18 protein-coding genes and 1 pseudogene are annotated in these 19,695 nt (G+C 72.4%); 7 read left to right on the plus strand and 12 right to left on the minus strand.

The genetic code is table 11. The features are described 5' to 3' along the window. Positions 1 to 76: 76 nt before the first annotated feature. From PGH47_RS08185 to infC, 5 genes and pseudogenes are all read right to left on the minus strand, one after another. Positions 77 to 1,213, minus strand: coding sequence for a sensor histidine kinase (locus PGH47_RS08185; RefSeq protein ID WP_271662866.1), 1,137 nt, complete (start codon positions 1,211 to 1,213; stop codon positions 77 to 79). 53 nt (positions 1,214 to 1,266) lie between these two features. Then, the gene (locus tag PGH47_RS08190; RefSeq protein WP_271662867.1) at positions 1,267 to 2,115 is read right to left on the minus strand and encodes a TrmH family RNA methyltransferase; all 849 of its coding nucleotides are present in this window, start codon (positions 2,113 to 2,115) and stop codon (positions 1,267 to 1,269) included. Between the two features lie 101 nt (positions 2,116 to 2,216). Continuing rightward, a complete protein-coding gene (gene rplT / locus PGH47_RS08195) occupies positions 2,217 to 2,600 on the minus strand; it encodes a 50S ribosomal protein L20 (RefSeq protein ID WP_020938960.1) in 384 nt (127 codons plus the stop codon). Between the two features lie 111 nt (positions 2,601 to 2,711). Beyond that, the gene (gene rpmI, locus PGH47_RS08200) at positions 2,712 to 2,906 is read right to left on the minus strand and encodes a 50S ribosomal protein L35 (RefSeq protein ID WP_003977225.1); all 195 of its coding nucleotides are present in this window, start codon (positions 2,904 to 2,906) and stop codon (positions 2,712 to 2,714) included. A gap of 112 nt (positions 2,907 to 3,018) precedes the next feature. Continuing rightward, a pseudogene (infC, locus tag PGH47_RS08205) lies at positions 3,019 to 3,718 on the minus strand (translation initiation factor IF-3). A gap of 321 nt (positions 3,719 to 4,039) precedes the next feature. Between infC and PGH47_RS08210 the strand changes: the two are divergent. Together PGH47_RS08210 and PGH47_RS08215 are read left to right on the plus strand one after the other, a co-directional pair. After that, entirely contained in the window at positions 4,040 to 4,801 is a 762-nt protein-coding gene (locus tag PGH47_RS08210) for a 4'-phosphopantetheinyl transferase family protein (protein ID WP_271662868.1), read from the plus strand. Between the two features lie 3 nt (positions 4,802 to 4,804). Beyond that, on the plus strand, positions 4,805 to 5,161 hold the full coding sequence (locus PGH47_RS08215; RefSeq protein WP_030963780.1) for a DUF1844 domain-containing protein: 357 nt from the start codon (positions 4,805 to 4,807) through the stop codon (positions 5,159 to 5,161). A gap of 1 nt (position 5,162) precedes the next feature. Here PGH47_RS08215 and PGH47_RS08220 read toward each other — a convergent pair whose 3' ends face one another. After that, positions 5,163 to 5,894 carry an SseB family protein gene (locus PGH47_RS08220; RefSeq protein WP_271662869.1) on the minus strand — a complete coding sequence of 244 codons (732 nt, stop codon included), beginning with the start codon at positions 5,892 to 5,894 and terminating at the stop codon, positions 5,163 to 5,165. Positions 5,895 to 6,044: 150 nt separating this feature from the next. Between PGH47_RS08220 and PGH47_RS08225 the strand changes: the two genes are divergently transcribed. Beyond that, positions 6,045 to 7,043: a serine hydrolase gene (locus PGH47_RS08225; protein WP_271662870.1), complete on the plus strand. Its 999-nt coding sequence runs from the start codon at positions 6,045 to 6,047 to the stop codon at positions 7,041 to 7,043. Positions 7,044 to 7,071: 28 nt separating this feature from the next. Here the strand turns inward: PGH47_RS08225 and mycP are convergent, their stop codons facing one another. Together mycP and PGH47_RS08235 are read right to left on the minus strand one after the other, a co-directional pair. Continuing rightward, positions 7,072 to 8,235, minus strand: a complete 1,164-nt coding sequence (mycP, locus tag PGH47_RS08230) for a type VII secretion-associated serine protease mycosin (RefSeq protein WP_271668007.1) — start codon at positions 8,233 to 8,235, stop codon at positions 7,072 to 7,074. A gap of 92 nt (positions 8,236 to 8,327) precedes the next feature. Continuing rightward, positions 8,328 to 10,520 carry a hypothetical protein gene (locus PGH47_RS08235; RefSeq protein ID WP_271662871.1) on the minus strand — a complete coding sequence of 731 codons (2,193 nt, stop codon included), beginning with the start codon at positions 10,518 to 10,520 and terminating at the stop codon, positions 8,328 to 8,330. 279 nt (positions 10,521 to 10,799) lie between these two features. Here PGH47_RS08235 and PGH47_RS08240 point away from each other — a divergent pair, with 279 nt between their 5' ends. Next, the gene (locus PGH47_RS08240; protein ID WP_271662872.1) at positions 10,800 to 12,002 is read left to right on the plus strand and encodes an amino acid deaminase/aldolase; all 1,203 of its coding nucleotides are present in this window, start codon (positions 10,800 to 10,802) and stop codon (positions 12,000 to 12,002) included. A 14-nt stretch (positions 12,003 to 12,016) separates the two neighbouring features. Here the strand turns inward: PGH47_RS08240 and PGH47_RS08245 are convergent, their stop codons facing one another. From PGH47_RS08245 to PGH47_RS08260, 4 genes are read right to left on the minus strand one after another with little or no spacing between them, the layout of a single operon-like run. Beyond that, entirely contained in the window at positions 12,017 to 12,958 is a 942-nt protein-coding gene (locus PGH47_RS08245) for a DUF2510 domain-containing protein (RefSeq protein WP_271662873.1), read from the minus strand. 20 nt (positions 12,959 to 12,978) lie between these two features. Continuing rightward, positions 12,979 to 13,761: a 3-oxoacyl-ACP reductase gene (locus PGH47_RS08250; protein WP_214335039.1), complete on the minus strand. Its 783-nt coding sequence runs from the start codon at positions 13,759 to 13,761 to the stop codon at positions 12,979 to 12,981. Continuing rightward, positions 13,758 to 15,131, minus strand: a complete 1,374-nt coding sequence (locus PGH47_RS08255) for an aldehyde dehydrogenase family protein (RefSeq protein ID WP_271662874.1) — start codon at positions 15,129 to 15,131, stop codon at positions 13,758 to 13,760. The genes PGH47_RS08250 and PGH47_RS08255 overlap by 4 nt, the downstream gene beginning before the upstream one ends. Before the next feature lie 8 nt (positions 15,132 to 15,139). Then, positions 15,140 to 16,504: a glutamine synthetase family protein gene (locus PGH47_RS08260; protein ID WP_030953866.1), complete on the minus strand. Its 1,365-nt coding sequence runs from the start codon at positions 16,502 to 16,504 to the stop codon at positions 15,140 to 15,142. Between the two features lie 86 nt (positions 16,505 to 16,590). On the opposite strand from PGH47_RS08260, the gene PGH47_RS08265 reads away from it, so the two are divergent. The 3 genes from PGH47_RS08265 (at position 16,591) to PGH47_RS08275 (ending at position 19,688) form a co-directional block, all read left to right on the plus strand. Next, positions 16,591 to 17,358, plus strand: a complete 768-nt coding sequence (locus tag PGH47_RS08265; RefSeq protein WP_271662875.1) for a FadR/GntR family transcriptional regulator — start codon at positions 16,591 to 16,593, stop codon at positions 17,356 to 17,358. 172 nt (positions 17,359 to 17,530) lie between these two features. Continuing rightward, complete coding sequence (eat, locus tag PGH47_RS08270) at positions 17,531 to 18,979, plus strand: ethanolamine permease (protein ID WP_271662876.1); 1,449 nt, start codon at positions 17,531 to 17,533, stop codon at positions 18,977 to 18,979. A 37-nt stretch (positions 18,980 to 19,016) separates the two neighbouring features. Beyond that, positions 19,017 to 19,688, plus strand: coding sequence for a gamma-glutamyl-gamma-aminobutyrate hydrolase family protein (locus PGH47_RS08275; RefSeq protein ID WP_271668008.1), 672 nt, complete (start codon positions 19,017 to 19,019; stop codon positions 19,686 to 19,688). The last annotated feature ends 7 nt before the right edge of the window (positions 19,689 to 19,695 follow it).

Raw genomic sequence — 19,695 nt, forward strand, 5'->3', positions numbered from 1 at the left:
GTCTCTGGTTTTGGACGCAAAGGTGCCAATGGCCGAGTCTAACGGGGTCGGGGTATGCGAATGCGCCCGTGGTGCTTCAGGCCATGAAGGCCGGTGCCGCCACGGGCAACGTAAATCGGAACTGTGCGCCGCCGCCGGGGGCGCGGCCGACCGTGATGGTGCCGCCGTGGGCCTCGACGATGCCCTTGACGATGTAGAGCCCGAGGCCGGTGCCGCCGCGCTTGCTGCCCCGCCAGAAGCGGGTGAAGACGCGGTTCATGGACTCCTCCGGGATGCCGGGCCCCTCGTCGCTCACGGTGACCGACGTGCCGGTGTCCTCGCCCTCTCGGGGGGACTCCGTGGCCGTGATGTCAATGGTGACCGTTCCGTCGCCGTGCCGCACGGCATTTTCGATGAGGTTGCTGAGCACCTGGTCGATCTTGTCCGGGTCGGCCCACAGGGCGGGCAGCGGCTGCTCGATGCGCAGCATGAACCGGTCGGCGACCTGGCCGGCGGCGACGTACGCCTGGATGTGCCGCCCCACGGCCGCGCCTATGTCGACGGGCTGGCGGCGCACCTCGAGGCGTCCGCTGTCGATGCGCGAGATGTCGAGCAGCTCCGCGATGAGGCGGGTGACGCGGTCGGCGTCGGCGTCGACGGTCTCCAGCATCAGCCGCTTCTGGTCGTCGGTGAAGCGTTCCCACTTGGCCAGGAGCGTGGCGGTGAAGCCCTTGACCGAGGTCAGCGGGGAGCGCAGCTCGTGGGCGACGGTCGCGATCAGCTCGGCGTGGCTGCGCTCGGTGCGGCGGCGGGCCTCGGTGTCGCGCAGCGAGACGACGACGCGGTGGACGGGCCCGGTGGGCTCGGTGCGGACGTAGCGCGCGGAGACCAACACCTCGCGCCCGCCGGGCAACAGCAGGTTGCGCTCGGGCTGCCGTCGCCTGATGGCCAGTCCGCCGTAGGGATCGGTCAGCTGCCACCAGCGGCGGCCCTCCAGGTCCTCCACTGGCAGGGCCTTCTCCAGGCGCTGCCCGAGGGCGTCGGCGGCACGCACGGCGGTCATGCGCTCGGCGGCGGCGTTGAAGCAGATGACGTGTCCGTGCTCGTCGGCGACGACGAGGCCGTCAGGCAGATCGTCGGGGTCGAAGCCGAGGCCGGCGGGGTCACCGGTCCGGGACGCGGACGGCCGCGGCACCTGTTGTGCTCCCGGTGCGCTGCTCGTGCCGACACTCATCCCCGTACCCCACCTCTCACGACGGCTGAGGGGCCCCCGAGCTGGTCACCCTACTAGCTCTCGGTGACGCTGCGGCACCCTCCGGAGGCGCGCTGTGCACGGGCCGACGCATAGAGACATACGGCGGCGGCGGTGGCGAGGTTCAGGCTCTCGGCCTTCCCGTGGATCGGGACGCGCACGACGGCGTCGGCCAGCGCGCGGGTCTCCTCCGGGAGCCCCCATGCCTCGTTCCCGAACACCCAGGCGGTCGGCCCGCCCATGCTCCCCTTGTCAAGCTCGTCGTCGAGGTCGCGGTCCCCGGCTCCGTCGGCGGCGAGGATGCGCACCCCGGCCTCCTGGAGTCCGGCAACGGCCCGCTCGACGGGCACCCCGACGGCGACGGGCAGGTGGAACAGGGAGCCGACGGAGGCCCGTACGGCCTTGGGGTTGTACAGGTCGACGGAGGCGTCGGTGAGGACGACGGCCTCGGCGCCGGCGGCGTCGGCGCAGCGCAGCACGGTCCCGGCGTTCCCGGGGTCGCGCACGTGCGCGAGCACGGCGACGAGTCCGGGCCGGGCGGCGAGGATCTCCTCGAAGGGGGTGTCGACGAACCGGCAGACGCCGACGAGGCCCTGCGGTGTGACGGTGGTGGAGATGTCGGCGATCACCTGCTCGTCGGCGAGGTGCACCCGGGCCCCGGCGGCCCGTGCCTCCGCCACGATGTCGGCGTAGCGCTCCGCGGCCTCGACGGTGGTGAACAGCTCGACGAGCGTGGCTTCGTGGGCCGCCGCCTCCCGCACGGCCTGCGGTCCCTCGGCGAGAAACAGCCGCTCCTTGCTCCGGAAGTTCCGCTTGGCGAGCCGCCGGGCGGCGGAGACGCGAGGGGAACGGGGGGAGATCAGCTCGGGGCTGACGGGGGGCATGGGCTTCACCTTGGAGTTCCGGGAGTCACGAACAACAGGACCCGCAGACCTTCTCGGCCTGCGGGTCCCTTCAGTCACGTCGGCTCAGCGCCGTCGCAGCGTCACGCCGCCTTCGGGGCGTTGACGTCGCTCGGCAGCGCCTTCTGGGCGACCTCGACGAGCGCGGCGAACGCGTTCGCGTCGTTGACGGCCAGCTCGGCGAGGATCTTGCGGTCGACCTCGACGTTGGCGGCCTTCAGACCCTGGATGAAGCGGTTGTACGTGATGCCGTTGGCGCGGGCAGCGGCGTTGATGCGCTGGATCCACAGCTGGCGGAAGTCACCCTTGCGCTTCTTGCGGTCGTTGTAGTTGTAGACCAGCGAGTGGGTGACCTGCTCCTTGGCCTTGCGGTACAGGCGCGAACGCTGACCGCGGTAGCCGGAGGCGGCTTCGAGGATCGCCCGGCGCTTCTTGTGGGCGTTGACTGCCCGCTTGACGCGTGCCACTTTTTAACTCCTTGTAGCGGGGCCGTGGTTGGACTCACACGACCCGGTATCGATTGGGTCCCGGTCGGAGGTCAGGCGCGAGGACCGATGAGATCCGGTCCGCGCCCGACGTCACTTGCCGAGAAGCTTCTTGATCTTCGCGGCGTCGCCCGGGGCCATCTCGGCGTTGCCGGTCAGGCGGCGCGTCACGCGGGACGACTTGTGCTCGAGCAGGTGGCGCTTGCCGGCGCGCTCACGGAGCACCTTGCCGGAGCCGGTGATCTTGAAGCGCTTGCTGGCACCGCTGTGCGACTTGTTCTTCGGCATAGCGCCGTTCTCTCCTCGTGGGTGGCGCTCCGGTGCCCGGTCGTGAAACCGGGCACAGGTGGAGCGTCGCTCGTATATCGATTACGTCCTGGGGACTGGATGTCCCCCGGGATCACGCCTCGGCGGAAGCCTGGGCAGGTGCCTCGGTCTCCACGGCGTCCTCGGACTCCGTGGCCACCTCGGACTCCGCGGCGTTCTGCGACTTGCCGGGGTTGGCCTTCGCTTCTGCCTTGCGGGCTTCCTGCGCCTGGCGGGCCTCGGCCATCGCCTCGGTCTTCTTCTTGTGCGGACCGAGAACCATGATCATGTTGCGGCCGTCCTGCTTCGGGTTCGACTCCACGAACCCGAGGTCCTCGACGTCCGTCGCGAGCCGCTGCAGCAGTCGGTAGCCCAGCTCGGGCCGGGACTGCTCGCGACCACGGAACATGATCGTGATCTTGACCTTGTCGCCCTGCTTGAGGAACCGGACGACGTGACCCTTCTTGGTGTCATAGTCGTGCGGGTCGATCTTCGGCCGGAGCTTCATCTCCTTGATGACCGTGTGCGCCTGGTTCTTGCGCGCCTCACGGGCCTTCATGGCCGACTCGTACTTGAACTTCCCGTAGTCCATGAGCTTGCACACAGGCGGACGGGCGTTCGCCGCGACCTCGACCAGGTCCAGGTCGTACTCCTGCGCAAGCTCCAGTGCCTTGGCCAGCGGGACGATGCCCACCTGCTCGCCACTGGGACCGACAAGTCGCACCTCGGGAACGCGAATCCGGTCGTTGATGCGGGGCTCGGCGCTGATGGATCCTCCTCGGTTAGCACCACACGGCGGTCTGGCGGACAGCCGCGTATGTCTCTTTTCGACAGACCTAACCGCGCCGAAGCACAAAAAATGCCCCGGACGATCACAGGCGGGGCTCCAAGCACTACCGGAGCACCGCCGCGATGATCGCGGGGCGCGATTTCGGACGGCTCCATCGTCCGTACGGAACGATGGTGGCCGCCTGACCGGGGTGACCCGCCGTCCCGAAGGACGATCAGGTGGGAGTTCGGAGCCTCCACTTGTGGGTCGGTACATGACCGACCGGTCGAGAACCATCGTACCAAATTTTGCAAGGACCGCTCACCGGGCGGTTAGGGTCGGCCGCATGGCCACGTCGATCTGGCTCTGGTCCGCCGAGAACGTCCCTCATCATGACGTACTCGGCGAGGAGGAGCGACGGCGGGCCGCGACGCTGCGGGAACCCCTGGGGTCGTACTTCACGGCGGCCCGGGTGGTGGTGCGGACGGTCCTCGGGGATCTGCTCGGGGTGCCGGGCGGCGACATCGTGCTGGGGAACCACCCCTGCCCCGGGTGCGGGGATCCCGGCCACGGGCCGCCGCGGGTGGTGTGGCCCGAGACGTCCCTGTGGATCAGCCTGAGCCGTGCGGAGCGCCACGGCGCCCTGGCGGTGAGCACGGCCGCCGTCGGGGTGGACATCGAGACGCACCGGCCGGTCGACCTGCCGGGCCTCGGCCGTGACGCGCTCGCCCCGGCGGAGGCCGCCTGGCTGGACGGGTTCACCGAGCCGCAGGAGCGGCTGCTCGGCTTCTACCGCTGCTGGACCCGCAAGGAGGCGGTGCTGAAGGCCGTGGGGGTGGGAATGAGCGTCGATCTGCGCCGGTGGGACACCGTGCCCGGGGCCGACCGGGGCACCGTGCGGGACACGACGTCGAGCCCGGCGCGGCTGTGGGTGGTGGAGAACCCGCCGTCCCTGCCGGACACGACCTTGGCCGTCGGCCGCCCGGCAGCGGCAGCGGAGGACGACCTCACCATCAGGGCTCTCTCCGCTTCGGAGACCGGAGGGGCGGATCTCCCGGTGACCGGTGAGACTACGCTGAAGGGGTTCCGCGCCCTGAAAGAGAAGTGAGCGATGACCGACAGTACGCAGCAGCCGTCCGACTTCGACGCCATGACCCGCGACATCGCCGAGGTCCCGGCGGTCGAGGTGATCGTGACGGTCGCCGTGAATCTGATGAGCGCCGCCGCCGTGAAGCTCGGTCTGACCGACGAGGGCGACAAGTTCAAGGACCTCGACGAGGCCCGCAAGCTGGTGCACGCCCTCGCCGGACTGCTGGACGCCAGCGCGACCGAGATCAGCTCGTTCCACGCGGCGCCGCTGCGCGACGGCCTGAAGTCGCTCCAGCTGGCCTTCCGCGAGGCGTCGATCGTCCCGGACGAGCCCGGTCAGGGGCCCGGCGAGAAGTACACGGGCCCCGTCTACGGCTAGCTCATCCGCGTACGTACAGGGGCTCGCCCGGTGGCGTCGTCCCGGCCGGCAGCACTGCCAGGTCGAGACCGCGCACCAGGCGGGCCCTCAGTGTTTCGGCGGCGGCGAGCCGCTCGGCGACCGCACGCGCGGCCTGCGCGGGGGCGGCGGAGGCGTCCAGGACGAGGGCGAGGGTGCCGTCGGCCTGGCCGGGCCCCAGATGGGCGCTGAGCACGGCGGGCACCTCGGACACGGCGGCCCGGACAGCCTCCCGCACGGCCGGGTCGGCCAGCGGATCCGTGGTCGTACGCCCCTCGGCGGCCGCGAGCAGCGCCCGCCCCGTCAGCTCGTAGGTCACCGGACCGGCCATGTCCAGCACGATCGTGTCCGCCTTCTCGTGCGCCGCGGCCTCCAGGGCCTGGTGCAGCCGTACGGCGACGGGGCGGGCCTCCGGGTCCCAGCGGGCGAGGGACTCGGTGGACGTGAAGGCGGGCAGGGCGGTGCGGTCGCCGGCCTTCAGGGTGGGGACGGCCATGTCGCTGGTCTTCTCGCGGCGCAGCCCGTTCTCGTCCTCCTCGACCTCGCCGAGCACGGCGACGACCGGGACGAGCAGCCGGGCGTCCTTGAGCGCGCCCAGAACCGGGCCCTCGGCGGTGCGGTCCTCGGCCCAGGCCGCGAGCGCGGCACTCAGCCTCGGGTCGGCGGAGCCGTCGTCGTCGGAGAAGGGGGAGTCGGGAATGTTCTTGTTCGCCACGGTCGACGACCCTATCGGGGGGATACTGCTGCGATTGTGCGGCCCCGGTAACCCGCGCGTGACGCCCGGTCGCCTGAATCTGCGAATCTCTGACACGCCTCTAACGTGCGTCTCACGGCATGCACAGACAGAGCCACGACGATCGCGTGCATGGAGTCATCCAGAGCCCGCCGCGACCGTCCGCCCCGACACCGTCCCCTGCTCCACGGCGCCCTCGCGACCGTCGTCGTCGTGTGCGGTACGGCCGCGGGCACCGCGTACGTGAACACGGCGGCGCGCCCCGGGGTGCGGGCCGTATCGTCGGCGGCGACGTCGTCGCCCTCGGCGTCGATCTCGGCCGCTGCGGGTGGGGAGGCCTCTGTGGAACCGGTGGCGGAGCCGACGGTGAATCATGAAGCGCTGCTGGCGGACGCCATGAAGGCGGTGCACGTCGAGGACGGCGCCGCGGTGTCGGTGGCGGTGCTGGACCTGGATTCCGGCGCTAGTGCCACCTACGGCGACGGCGGCTTCGACACCGCGAGCATCGTCAAGGTCGACATCCTGGCCGCGCTGCTGCTCCAGGCACAGGACGCGGGGCGTGAGCTCACGGCGGCCGAGCGGTCGTACGCCATCGACATGATCGAGTACAGCGACAACACCGCCGCCTCGGCGCTGTGGCGGACGATCGGGCGGGCGCAGGGGCTGGACTCGGCGAACGGGCGCCTCGGGCTCACGGACACCGCCGGCGGGAACGACATGTACTGGGGGCTGACCCAGACCACCGCCGCGGATCAACTCGCTCTGCTGCGGCAGGTGTTCGGGGCGGCGGACTCGGAGCTGAGCGCGGCCTCGCGGGCGTATCTCACCGGGCTCATGGGGCAGGTCGCGGCCGACCAGCGATGGGGGGTGTCGGCCGTGGCCGACGGCTCCGCGTGGGCGCTGAAGAACGGCTGGCTGCCGCGCACGGCCACCGGGCTGTGGGACATCAACAGCATCGGGCGGGTGACGGTGGACGGAACCGGCTATCTGGTGGCGGTGCTCTCCGACGGCAACTCGACCAAGCAGCAGGGTGTCGCGCTGGTCGAGGCGGCGGCGCGCGCGGCGGTGTCGGTGTTCACCGGTGGGGGCGCGTCCACCGCCCCGGGCGCCATGACACCGGCCGCCTCGTAGCGGACCCGGCCACCGGCGGACTCGGCGGCTAGCGGCCGAAGCGGCCTCGGCGGCCCCGCCACACGACGACCGCCGACACCAGCAGGAGTCCGCCGGCGGTGCCCGCCAGCCATGCGGTCCAGCTCGTCGCGTCGTCGTCCGAGGACGCCGCGTCGGGGCCCGCGCCGAAGTACTCCTCGCCGTACGACGCCGCCTTCAGGTCCTCCGGCTTCATGCCGGCGGCCTTCCTGATCGCGGCTGCCGGGTCGACGAAGCCGTAGCCGCGGGAGTCGTCGCGGCCGTCGGCCGGGGCGTTGCGGGCCGTGTCCTCCAGGAGCTTCTTGATCTGGGCCGGGGTCAGGCCGGGGTGAGCGGCCTTGACCAGGGCGACCGCGCCGGAGACGAACGCGGCGGCGGCGCTGGTGCCCCAGCCCTCGTAGTACTTGTGGTCGGGGTCGGCGATGACGACCTTGTCGCCGGGGGCGCTGACCGTGGCGTACCAGCGGCGGGTGGAGAAGGAGGCGCGGGTGCCGTAGCGGTCGACGGCGGTCGCGGCGATGACGCCGGGGTAGGCGGCCGGGTAGGAGATGTGGTCGCCCTTCTCGCCGCCGTTGCCGGCCGAGGCGACGACGACGGCGCCCTTCTTCAGGGCGTACTGCACGGCCTCGTCCTCGCCGGCCTCGGGGTGGGCGGACTTGGAGTCGTCGCCGAGGGAGAGGTTGATGACGTCGGCGCCGTGGTCGGCGGCCCAGCGGATGCCTTCGGCGAGGGCGTTGCCGCGGGTGCTGCGGGCCTTGGAACGGGCGGGGTCGCCGTCCTCCAGGATCACGCGGACGGGGAGGATCTTGGCCTCGGGGGCGATGCCCATGACGCCGTCGCCGTTGTCCGCGCCGTGTCCGTGGCCGGCGATGATGCCGGCCATCGCGGTGCCGTGCCTGGCCCAGGCGCGGTCGCCGCGGTCGGCTCCGAAGCCGACCATGTCCTTGCCCTGGAGGACGTTGCCGGCGAGGTCGGGGTGGTCGCCCTCGACGCCGGTGTCGAGGACGGCGACGGTGACGCCCTTGCCCTTGGTGGTCTGCCAGGCCTCCTGCGTGTGCATGGCCTCCAGGGCCCATTGCTGGGCGCGTATGGAGTCGGCGTGCGCGGTGGTGGGCGGCAGGAGGGCGAGGCAGGCGCCGAGGAGGGCGGCGAGGGGGCCGGTGCGTCGGGTCATGAGGCGCTTCACACCACTGGTCACGGTGGCGGGGGCCGCGTCGTTCAGGCCGGTCCGCGCACCTGGGTTCGCGCCGGGGTGCGTGCCGGGGTTCATGACGACTGCTCCGTGGACGGGCCGACGTTCTTGCGCAGGGCGCGCTCGATCCGGTCGGCGAGGCCCTTTGCCTCGTGGCCGAGGCCGGCCTGGGCGACGGCCGTGGTGGCGCCGGACTCCATGGCCTCGTCGGCGGGCTGGGGCTCGTCGACGGTGCGGTGGTCGGCCCAGCCGGAGACGGCGTAGACGACGACGGGGGCGTCGGTCAGCACCGAGACGGTCCAGGAGGCGCGCTGGTCGTTGCCGAAGCCGGCGGCCTTCGTGCCCTTGGCGGCGTACGGACGGGGCATGAGGTCCGTACGGCGGTCCAGGCCCTCCTTGGAGAAGCGGCCGTCGAGCGAGCGCATCGCGGTGGCGTCGGCGTCGGTGAACAGCAGGCCGACGGTGGTGACGTAGCTCTGGGTGGCGTCGGTGTAGGTGGCGCGCAGCAGGCGCTGGCAGCCGACGGGGGCGAGGGCTTTGCGCAGGAGCGGGTCGAAGGCGCCCGTGCAGCCGCTGTCGGGGGCGACGGCGATCCGCGTCCAGATCCGGTCGGCTCCGCCGGGGCCGGCGCCCTTCCCGATCACGGTGCGGGGGAAGAGCTGGTCGACGGGTACGCCGTGCCACAGGCTTCCGGCGGCGGCGAAGGTGTCCCGGGCACCGCCGTCACCGGGTTCCCCGACCAGCCAACTCCCGGTCACGGCACCGCCGATGAGCCCGACGCCGAGCACGACACAGGCGGCGGCGACAGCGATCCGGGGCCTGAGCCGCATCCCGAGCGGACGGGGCCGCGCCTGCTCGTCGTACCCCTCGGGCTCCCCGAACGACACGACGGGCCGCCCCGAACCGGGCGCCATGGGGGCGCTCCAGGACAGGGCCGGGTCCGGCGAGAACTGTGCGGAGGACCCATGTCCCCCTGCCGAGTACGACGAACCGACCGAGCCTCCGCCGGAGCCGGTCGCCCCGTACCCGCCACCGCCCGGGGGCGCCTGCACGGGCGGACGCATGGGCGGCAGCGGCGCGGAGGCGGAACGCCGGGGGGACTCGGAGGGGGCGGCGCCGGGGTGGTGGGGGGTGCCGAGGGAACCTTGCGCGGAAGCGGAGGCCGCTCGTGGGGGTACGCCCGGGGAACCGTGCGCCGGTGCGGCGGCGGGGCGGGCGGGGGCGCCCGGCCCGGATGCGGTGCCGGGGGAACCCTGGGCCGGGGCGCTGCCCGGACGCGAGGGTGGGCTCGCCGTGCCCGGCCGGGAACCCTGGCTGCCGGATGGGCGGTTGGTGGGGTCCGTCGCGGGGATCGGGCGGAGGCGGAACGTCATTTCCGCGGCGGTCTCGGCGGGGGCGCCCGGGCGCCGCGGGTCCGAGGGACGGTCGGCGGGGCGGGGCGGCGTGCCGCCGGGGGCTGCCGGGCCGGAGCTTCCGGAGTTACGGGAGGCGCCCGTGGCCGGGTGTCGGCCGACGCTCTCGGCGCTCGGTGACGTGCCCATGGACGGACGACGGCCGAAGTTCTCGGAATTCGGCGACTCGCCCGCGGCCGGACGACGGCCGACGCTCTCGGCGCTCGGCGACGTGCCCATGGACGGACGACGGCCGAAGTTCTCGGAATTCGGCGACTCGCCCGCGGCCGGACGACGGCCGACGCTCTCGGCGCTCGGCGACGTGCCCATGGATGGACGACGGCCGAAGTTCTCGGAGTTCGGCGACTCGCCCGCGGCCGGACGACGGCCGGAGCTCTCCGCGCTCGGTGACGTGCCCATGGATGGACGGCGGCCGAAGTTCTCGGAGTTCGGCGACTCGCCCGCGGCCGGGTCGCGGACCGTGCTGCCGGCGTTCGGGGTCGCTCCCGGGCCCGGGCGGCCCGTGTCGGGTGGGGTGTCCGGGAAGCGGGCCGAGGCTCGGGGCGGGGGTGGGGCGGTGCCGGAGCCGGGGGACGGGATGCGGGCGCCCGGGTGGGGGCGAGTGTCCGAGGGGGCGGGTGTCCGGGAGCCGGTCGGGTCGGGAGCGCGTCCGTCGCCCTTGGGGTCCGGGCTCACGTCGACACCGCCCGGCACCGATCCCTCCGTTCGCGTGTCCTCGCCGCCGTCCCTGTCCTGGCCCCTCGGGTCGCCGGTGACCGGCGGACGCGGGGGTCTCGGCGGGAGGGGCGGCACGGCGGGCGGAGGCGGGGTCGACGGGCGCGGGGGGATGGGGGCGCGACGCGCTTCCGTGCTCATGCACCCCCCGTTTCCTCGTCCCCTGGCCCGTCCCCGGGCGTGGGCCGCCGCTGTCGTTCCCGGTCTGCCCCACCCGGTACGGACTCCTCCGACCAGGCACGCATACCCGTGCCGAGGGACCGTCATCCCGGCGCGAGACGCGGCCGTGGACGTTCCCACATGCGTGCGCGTCACTCTACGGGTTGAACCTGCGCGAACGGGAACCAGTCCGCGACCCCGTACAGATCTGCCCGGAACGTCCCCCTACCCTGCGGTAATCCCGTCTGGCAGGCTTCGTTCATGACTGCGCGCGCCGCCGACCGGGCCCGTTACGACCGGGCCACCGCCCATCTCGACGCCCCCCTCGCGATCGTGGACCTGGACGCCTTCGACGCCAATGCGGAGGACATGCGCCGCCGGGCCGGCGGCAAGCCGATCCGGGTCGCCAGCAAGTCCGTGCGCTGCCGGGCGCTGCTGGAACGCGTCCTCGCGAAGGACGGCTTCGCGGGCCTGATGTCGTTCACCCTGGCCGAGTCGCTGTGGCTGGCGCGCTCCGGGTTCGACGACGTCCTGCTCGCCTATCCGTCGGCCGACCACGCCGGGTTCGCGGAGCTGGCCGGTGACCCCAAGCTCGCCGCCGCCGTCACGGTGATGATCGACGACCCGGCGCAGCTGCGGCTGATCGACGCCGCCCGCAACGGCGGCCGTGAAGTCGTGCGGGTCTGCCTGGAGTTGGACACGTCCCTGAGACTGCTGGGCGGACGGGTCCGCGTCGGTGCCCGGCGCTCGCCCCTGCACTCCCCCGCCCAGGTCGCCGACATGGCCCGGGCCGTCGCCCGGCAGCCGGGGTTCCGGCTCGTCGGGATCATGGCGTACGAGGGGCACATCGCCGGCGTCGGTGACTCGGTGGCGGGGCGCCCGCTGCGGTCGCGTGCCGTACGGCTGATGCAGGCCACCGCCCGCCGGGAGCTCGCCCTGCGCCGGGCCGAGGTGGTGCGGGCCGTGCGTGCGGTGGCGCCGGACCTGGAGTTCGTCAACGGCGGCGGCACCGGCAGTGTGCAGTTCACGGCCGCCGAGGACGCCGTGACCGAGATCGGCGCCGGGTCGGGGCTGTATGTCCCGCGGCTCTTCGACAACTACACGTCCTTCAGCGGGCGTCCCGCCGCGCTGTTCGCGCAGCCGGTCGTACGCCGGCCGGGGGTCGGGGTGGTGACCGTGCTCGGCGGCGGGTATCCGGCCTCGGGTGTGGCGGGTCCCGACCGGCTGCCGGTGCCGTATCTGCCGGAGGGGCTGCGCTACGACCCGCAGGAGGGCCCCGGCGAGGTGCAGACGCCGCTGCTCGGCTCCCCCGCCGACGATCTGCTGCTCGGCGACAAGGTGTGGTTCCGGCACGCCAAGGCCGGCGAGCTGTGCGAGCGGTTCGACGCGCTGCACCTGATCGAGGGGGACAAGGTGACGGCGACCGTGCCGACGTACCGGGGCGAGGGCCACACGTTCCTGTAGCGCCGCCCCGCGGCTCAGTCCGTGGTGGACCGGATTCCCTTGGTGAGGCGGTCCATGTCGGCCAGCGGCGGCCCGTCGTCGCCCGCGTCGAAGACGTAGCGGACGACGACCGGTGACCCGGTGCCGACGCCGGAGGGGAAAGCGAGGGACTGGACGTAGCCGCCCGGTCCCTCGGCGGTGGTGACCCGCCAGCGCACGAACCAGCCGGCGCGGCCCGCCACCGAGACCGGGCCGGACCCCATGACCTTGTGGGACTCGATGCCGCCGAAGGGGCGCCGGCCGATGAGGTCGCGGTCGTAGGCGGCGTCGGCCGCTTCCCCGATGTCGGCCTTGGCGATCGCCTCGGGGGAACTCCCGTCGTCCGCGGTCGCCGTGCGCGAGGTGACCTTGCCGTGCCGGCAGAAGCCGAAGTCGGCGGGGCAGTCGTAGGTGCCGTCCGTGGTCATGAGGATGTCGGCCTCGGTGACGTTGCGCGGTCTGACCCAGCCGTCGAGCAGCGGCAGGGTGATGCCGTTGAGCTGGTCCGTGACCACCGCCGGGCCGTCGGCGGGGGGCTCGGAGGCGGACTCGGACGGGCTCGGGCTTTCCGGGGCCGGCTCGCGGTCCACGGGCTGCGAGGTCGCGAGCGTCGGCGCGGTCTCCGCCTTCCCGCCCCCGTCGTCCTCGCCGAGGACGATCACGCCCGTGACGATCGCCGTGAGCAGCACCGCCCCGGCGGCGATCAGGGCGACGGCCTTCGGGCCCTTCCCGGAGGCACCCCCGTCCGACGGCCGCCCCGGCGTCAGCGGCACCGTCGGCTGCGACCCGTACGCCGGCGGGCCGGACACCGGCGGCGTCGGGGCCGCCGGTGCCTCGGGGGCACGCCGGTGCTCGGTCCAGGCCGTGCCGTCCCACCAGCGCTCCAGGTGCGGGGCGGAGGGGTCGCGGTACCAGCCGGGCGGGGGTGTCACGCTCATTCCGGCAACTGTAGGGCGGCCTACAGCGGCGTGACGTACGCCCCCGAGATTCCGCCGTCGACCAGGAAGTCGGTGGCGTTCACGAAGGACGAGTCGTCGCTGGCCAGGAACGCGACCGCGGCGGCGATCTCCTCGGCCTCGGCGAAACGGCCGACCGGGATGTGCACGAGCCGGCGGGCGGCGCGCTCCGGGTCCTTGGCGAACAGCTCCTGCAGCAGCGGGGTGTTGACCGGTCCCGGGCACAGGGCGTTGACCCGGATGCCGTCGCGGGCGAACTGCACGCCCAGCTCCCGGGACATGGCGAGGACGCCGCCCTTGGAGGCCGTGTAGGAGATCTGGGACGTGGCGGCGCCCATCCTCGCCACGAACGACGCCGTGTTGATGATGGAGCCCCTGCCCTGCTGCCGCATATAGGGGATGGCGGCCTTGCAGCACAGGTAGACGGAGGTGAGGTTGACCTCCTGGACGCGCTTCCACGCCTCCAGGCCGGTCTCCAGGATGGAGTCGTCGTCGGGCGGTGAGATGCCCGCGTTGTTGAAGGCGATGTCGACGCTGCCGTAGGTGTCGAACGCCGTCTTGAACAGCGCCTCTACCTGCTCGGGGTCGGTGACGTCGACCTTCACGAAGGTCCCGCCGACCTCCTCGGCGGCCGCCTTGCCGCGCTGTTCGTCGACGTCACCGCAGACGACGTGGGCACCCTCGGAGGCGAGCCGGCGGGCGGTGGCGAGACCGATGCCGCTGCCGGCGCCGGTGATGACGGCGGTACGGCCGACGAGACGCCGGCAAATGTTGTCTGCGGTCACTGTGCGGGACCCTCCGTGCTGATGAAGACGTTCTTGGTTTCGGTGAAGGCGGTCAGGGCGTCCGGACCCAGCTCGCGTCCGATGCCGGACTGCTTGAACCCGCCGAACGGGGTCCAGTAGCGGACGCTGGAGTGGGAGTTGACGGACAGGTTGCCGGCCCGCACGGCCTGGGAGACGCGCAGGGCACGCCCGACGTCCCGGGTCCAGATGGAGCCGGAGAGGCCGTAGTCGGTGGCGTTGGCGAGGGCGACCGCATCCGCCTCGTCCTCGAAGGGGAGGACGACGGCGACGGGCCCGAAGACCTCCTCGACGGCCACACGCGAGCGGGCGTCGACGCCGGTGAGGACCGTGGGCGGGAACCAGAAGCCGGGGCCCTCGGGGGCCTTGCCGCGGATGCCCTCGGTGCCCGGGTCGACGTACGAACGCACGCGTTCCAGCTGGGACCTGGAGATCAGCGGGCCCATGTCGGTCGTCTCGTCGGCCGGGTCACCGACCGTCACGGCCTCGATCGCTGGGGCCAGCAGCTCCAGGAACCGGTCGTAGGCGGAGCGCTGGACCAGGATGCGGGTGCGGGCGCAGCAGTCCTGGCCGGAGTTGTCCAGGAAGGACATGGGGGCGGCGGCCGCGGCGGCCTCGAGGTCGGCGTCGGCGAAGACGATGTTGGGGCTCTTGCCGCCGAGTTCGAGGGTGACGCGCTTCAGCAGCGCGGAGCCCTTGGCGAGGACCTGCTTGCCCACGCCCGTCGAACCGGTGAAGACGATCTTCGCGACGCCGGGGTGCTCGACGAGGGCGTTGCCGGCGACCGGGCCGTGGCCGGGGAGCACCTGGAACACCCCCTCCGGAAGACCGGCCTCCAGCGCCAGCTCCGCGAGCCGGAGTGCCGTCAGCGGGGTGGTCTCGGCGGGCTTGAGGAGGACCGCGTTGCCGGCCGCGAGCGCGGGGGCGGTGCCCCAGGCGGCGATCGGCATCGGGAAGTTCCAGGGGGCGATGACGCCCACGACGCCGAGCGGTTCGAGGATGGTGACGTTCAGGCCGCCGGGGACCGGGATCTGCTGTCCCGTCAGCCGTTCGACGCCCCCGGCCGCGTAGTCGAGCAGATCGCGGACGTTGCCCGCCTCCCAGCGGGCGTTGCCGACGGTGTGTCCGGCCTCCCGGACCTCCAACCGGGCGAGTTCCTCAAGGTGTTCGTCGACGGTGACGGCGAACCGGCGCAGCAGTCGGGCGCGTTCGCCGGGCGCGAGGGCGGACCACATCGCCTGCGCCTTCGTGGCGCGTACGACCGCCGCGTCCACGTCGGCCGCGGTGGCGGCCGGGACGGTGGCGACGACCTCTTCGGTGGCCGGATTGAGTACCTGGAGCTGGTCGGACAAGAGGTGCCTCACATGCGTTCGAAGGAGCGGCGCAGCTCCCAGTCGGTCACCGCGGCGTCGAAGGCCTCGAGTTCGACGCGGGCCATGTTGCGGTAGTGGGCGACGACCTCGTCGCCGAAGGCGGCCTTCGCGATCGGGCTGTTCTCCCAGAGCTCGGCGGCCTCGCGCAGGGTCGTGGGGACGTGCTCGAAGTCGGCGGCGTAGGCGTTGCCGGGACAGGGCTCGGGCAGCTCCAGCTTCTGCTCGATGCCGTACAGGCCGGCGGCCACCAGTCCCGCCACCGCGAGGTGCGGGTTGACGTCGCCGCCGGGGAGCCGGTTCTCGAAGCGCATCGAGCGGCCGTGGCCGACGACGCGCAGGGAGCAGGTGCGGTTGTCGTATCCCCAGGCGACGGCGGTCGGCGCGAAGGAGCCCGGCTGGAACCTCTTGTAGGAGTTGATGTTGGGCGCGTACAGCAGGGAGAAATCACGCAGGGCGGCCAGCTGGCCTGCGAGGAAGTGGCGCATGACGTCCGACATGCCGCCCTCGCCGTCCCCGGCCATGGCGTTGTTGCCGGCGGCGTCCGCGAGCGAGAGGTGGATGTGGCAGGAGTTGCCCTCGCGCTCGTTGTACTTGGCCATGAAGGTGATCGAGACGCCCTCCTGGGCGGCGATCTCCTTGGTGCCGGTCTTGTAGATCGCGTGCTGGTCGCAGGTGACCAGGGCGTCGTCGTACTTGAAGGCGATCTCGTGCTGGCCGGGGTTGCACTCGCCCTTGGCGGACTCGACGGTGAGGCCGGCGCCCGCCATCTCGTTGCGGATGCGGCGCAGCAGCGGCTCGATCCGCCCGGTGCCGAGCACCGAGTAGTCGATGTTGTACTGGTTGGCCGGGGTGAGATCGCGGTAGTTCGCGTCCCAGGCCTGCTCGTAGGTGTCCTTGAAGACGATGAACTCCAGCTCGGTGCCGACGTTCGCCGTGTAGCCGTGCTCGGCCAGGCGTTCCAGCTGGCGGCGCAGGATCTGGCGGGGCGCGGCGACCACGGGCGAGCCGTCGTTCCAGGCGAGGTCGGCGATCAGCATGGCCGTGCCGGCGTTCCACGGGACGCGGCGCAGGGTGGCCAGGTCCGGGTGCATGGCGAAGTCGCCGTAGCCGCGGTCCCAGGACGACATGGCGTAGCCCTCGACGGTGTTCATCTCGGTGTCGACGGCGAGGAGGTAGTTGCAGCCCTCGGTGCCGTGGTGGAGGACCTCGTCGAGGAAGAAGCGGGCGGCGAACCGCTTGCCCTGGAGCCGCCCTTGCATATCGGGGAACGCGAGGACGACAGTGTCGATCTCACCACTGGCGACGAGGGCGTGCAGCTCCTCGACGCTCAGCGGGGGTGTGCGGTCTGCCACGGGAGAGCCTCCATTCGGCTACTTCGGTCAGCCGGGAGCCATAAGGTATTGCGCAGGACCATTGATTGGGAAGGGGGTCCGGCCATATGTCGCAGACGGGCACGGAGCACGGGGCGCCCGAAGAGCACGGGGCGCCCGGGGCCGACGACGACCGGCTGACGTCGGTACTGCGGCCGGTGCGGGCCGGCAACGGCTTCGAGGAGGCCCTGGAGCAGATCCTCCAGGTCGTCCGGCTCGGCCTGGTGCCGGGCGGCGAACGGCTGCCCGCGGAGCGCGAGCTGGCCGACCGGCTGGGGATCAGCCGGGTGACGCTGCGCGAGGTGCTGAAGGTGCTCCAGGACCAGGGCCTGGTGGAGTCGCGGCGCGGCCGCTACGGCGGCACGTTCGTCCTGCCGCGCCCCGTCAGCCCCGGCGAGGAGGAGCTGCGCCGCCGCCTGAAGGACGTCGACGTCGAGGACACGCTGCGCTTCCGCGAGGTGCTGGAGGTGGGCGCGGCCGGGCTGTGCGCGGCGCACGGGCTGGCCGAGGAGCAGGCGAACCGGCTGCGCGAGGCGCTGGCCCGCACGCACGACGCCCCGCTCGCCGAGTACCGACGGCTGGACACCCTGCTGCACCTGACCCTGGCCGAGCTGTCCGGCTCCCCCACACTCACCGCCCAGTACGCGGCCGTGCGCGCGAACGTGAACGACCTGCTCGACTGCATCCCGCTGCTGGTGCGCAACCTGGAGCACTCGCAGCGCCAGCACACGGCTCTGGTGGAGGCCGTGATCGAGGGCAACGCGGAGTGCGCGCGGGAGATCATGCGCGAGCACTGCGGGGGCACGGCGGCACTGTTGCGGGGCTTCCTCGGCTGAGCTGCGCCCGGTCCCCCGGTGCGGGTGGATTTACCGGCGATTAACGCAAGGGTATTGCGTTCGAGCGGCCGACCCGGCAAAGGTATGCATCCATTCCATTGAACCGGAGCCCGGTCGACCACCCCACCGTGCCCGGAAACGCCCGGTGTCCACCGCACGTGGGGAGTTGGCCATGTCCCTGGAATCGAAGAACACACCACCCGCCGCCCCGGAGGCGGACGACTATCTGGAGCGCAGAGCGCTGCGCCGCGGCAGCGCCGGCTGGGTGCTGCTGACCGGACTCGGCGTCGCGTACGTCGTCTCCGGCGACTACTCGGGCTGGAACTTCGGTCTGGCCGAGGGCGGCTTCGGCGGCCTGGCGATCGCCATGGTCCTCATGGGCACCATGTACGCCTGCATGGTCTTCGCCCTCGCCGAGCTGTCCTCGATCCTGCCGACGGCGGGCGGCGGCTACGGCTTCGCCCGCCGCGCCCTCGGCCCCTGGGGCGGGTTCCTGACCGGTACGGCGATCCTCATCGAGTACGTCCTCGCGCCCGCCGCGATCGTCATCTTCATCGGCGACTACGTCGAGTCGCTGGGCCTGTTCGGCCTGGAGTCGGGCTGGCCGGTGTACCTGGTCTGCTTCGCGATCTTCCTCGGCATCCACCTCTGGGGCGTGGGCGAGGCTCTGCGCTTCAGCTTCGTGGTCACCGGCATCGCCGTCGTGGCCCTGGTCGTGTTCGCGCTGGCCGCGCTGCCCGACTTCTCCATCGGCTCGCTGGACGACATCCCGGTCGACACCTCCGCGGCGGGTTCGAACTCCTGGCTGCCCTTCGGTCTGCTCGGCATCTGGGCCGCGTTCCCGTTCGGCATGTGGTTCTTCCTGGGCGTCGAGGGCGTCCCGCTGGCAGCGGAGGAGACCAAGGAACCGGCCCGTACGCTGCCGAAGGCGATCCGCTGGTCGATGGCCATCCTGGTCGTGCTGGCAGTGGTGACCTTCTTCGCGGCGGCCGGCGCACGCGGCTCGGCGGCGATCCAGGAGGCGGGCAACCCGCTGGTGGAGGCACTCCAGCCGGACGGCGAGGCGACGACACTGAGCCGGATCGTGAACTACGCGGGCCTGGCGGGCCTGGTGGCGTCCTTCTTCTCCCTGATCTACGCCGGCTCGCGGCAGCTGTTCGCCCTGTCCCGCGCGGGCTACCTGCCCCGGTTCCTGTCCCTCACCAGCCGCCGCAAGGCGCCCTACCTGGGCCTGCTCGTGCCCGGCACCATCGGCTTCCTGCTGGCCGCGGTGTCCGGCAACGGCGCGCGGATGCTGAACATCGCCGTCTTCGGCGCGACCATCTCCTACGCCCTGATGTCCCTGTCGCACATCGTGCTGCGCCGCCGGGAGCCGGAGCTGGAGCGGCCGTACCGCACGCCGGGCGGGGTGCTGACCTCCTCGGTCGCGCTGGTCCTTGCGTGCGCGGCGCTGGTGGCCACGTTCTTGGTGGACGTGACGGCGGCGGTGATCGCGCTGGTGGTGTACGGGGTGGCGATCGCCTACTTCGGCCTCTACAGCCGTAGGCATCTGGTGGCCAAGGCTCCGGAGGAGGAGTTCGCGGCGCTGGCGGCGGCCGAGGCAGAGTTGGCACGGGACTGACGTTTCGAGAGTTGAGGGAGTTGCTGTGGCCAGGCCGCTGATCGGGGTCAGCACCTATCTGGAGTCAGGTGCGCGCTGGGGTGTGTGGGAGCTGGAGGCCGCGCTGCTGCCGGTCGGCTATCCCCGGCTGGTGCAGCGGGCGGGCGGCCTGGCCGCGATGCTGCCGCCGGACGACCCGGAGCACGCGGCCGCCGCCGTGGCCCGGCTGGACGGGCTGGTCATCGCCGGCGGACCGGACGTCGAGCCGGTCCGCTACGGCGCCGAGCGCGAGCCCCGCACGGGACCCCCGGCGCGTGAGCGGGACGCGTGGGAGCTGGCCCTGATCGACGCGGCGCTCGCCGCCGGGGTGCCACTGCTGGGCATCTGCCGGGGCATGCAACTGCTGAACGTCGCCCTCGGCGGCACGCTCCAGCAGCACATCGACGGGCACGCGGAGGTCGTCGGCGCCTTCGGCAGCCACACCGTGAAGCCGGTGCCGGGCAGTCTGTACGCCGCCGCGGTACCGGAGGAGACGTCCGTACCGGCCTACCACCACCAGGCCGTCGACCGGCTGGGCGAGGACCTGATCGCGACGGCCCACGCGGCGGACGGCACGGTCGAGGCGGTGGAACTGCCGTCGGCGGAGTGGGTGTTGGGGGTGCAGTGGCATCCGGAGATGGGCGAGGACCTGCGGGTGATGCAGGCACTGGTGCGGGCCGCCGCCCGCTGACGGGCGC

This window comes from Streptomyces sp. HUAS 31 (assembly GCF_028198125.1).
GTDB classification, from domain to species: Bacteria; Actinomycetota; Actinomycetes; order Streptomycetales; family Streptomycetaceae; genus Streptomyces; species Streptomyces chartreusis.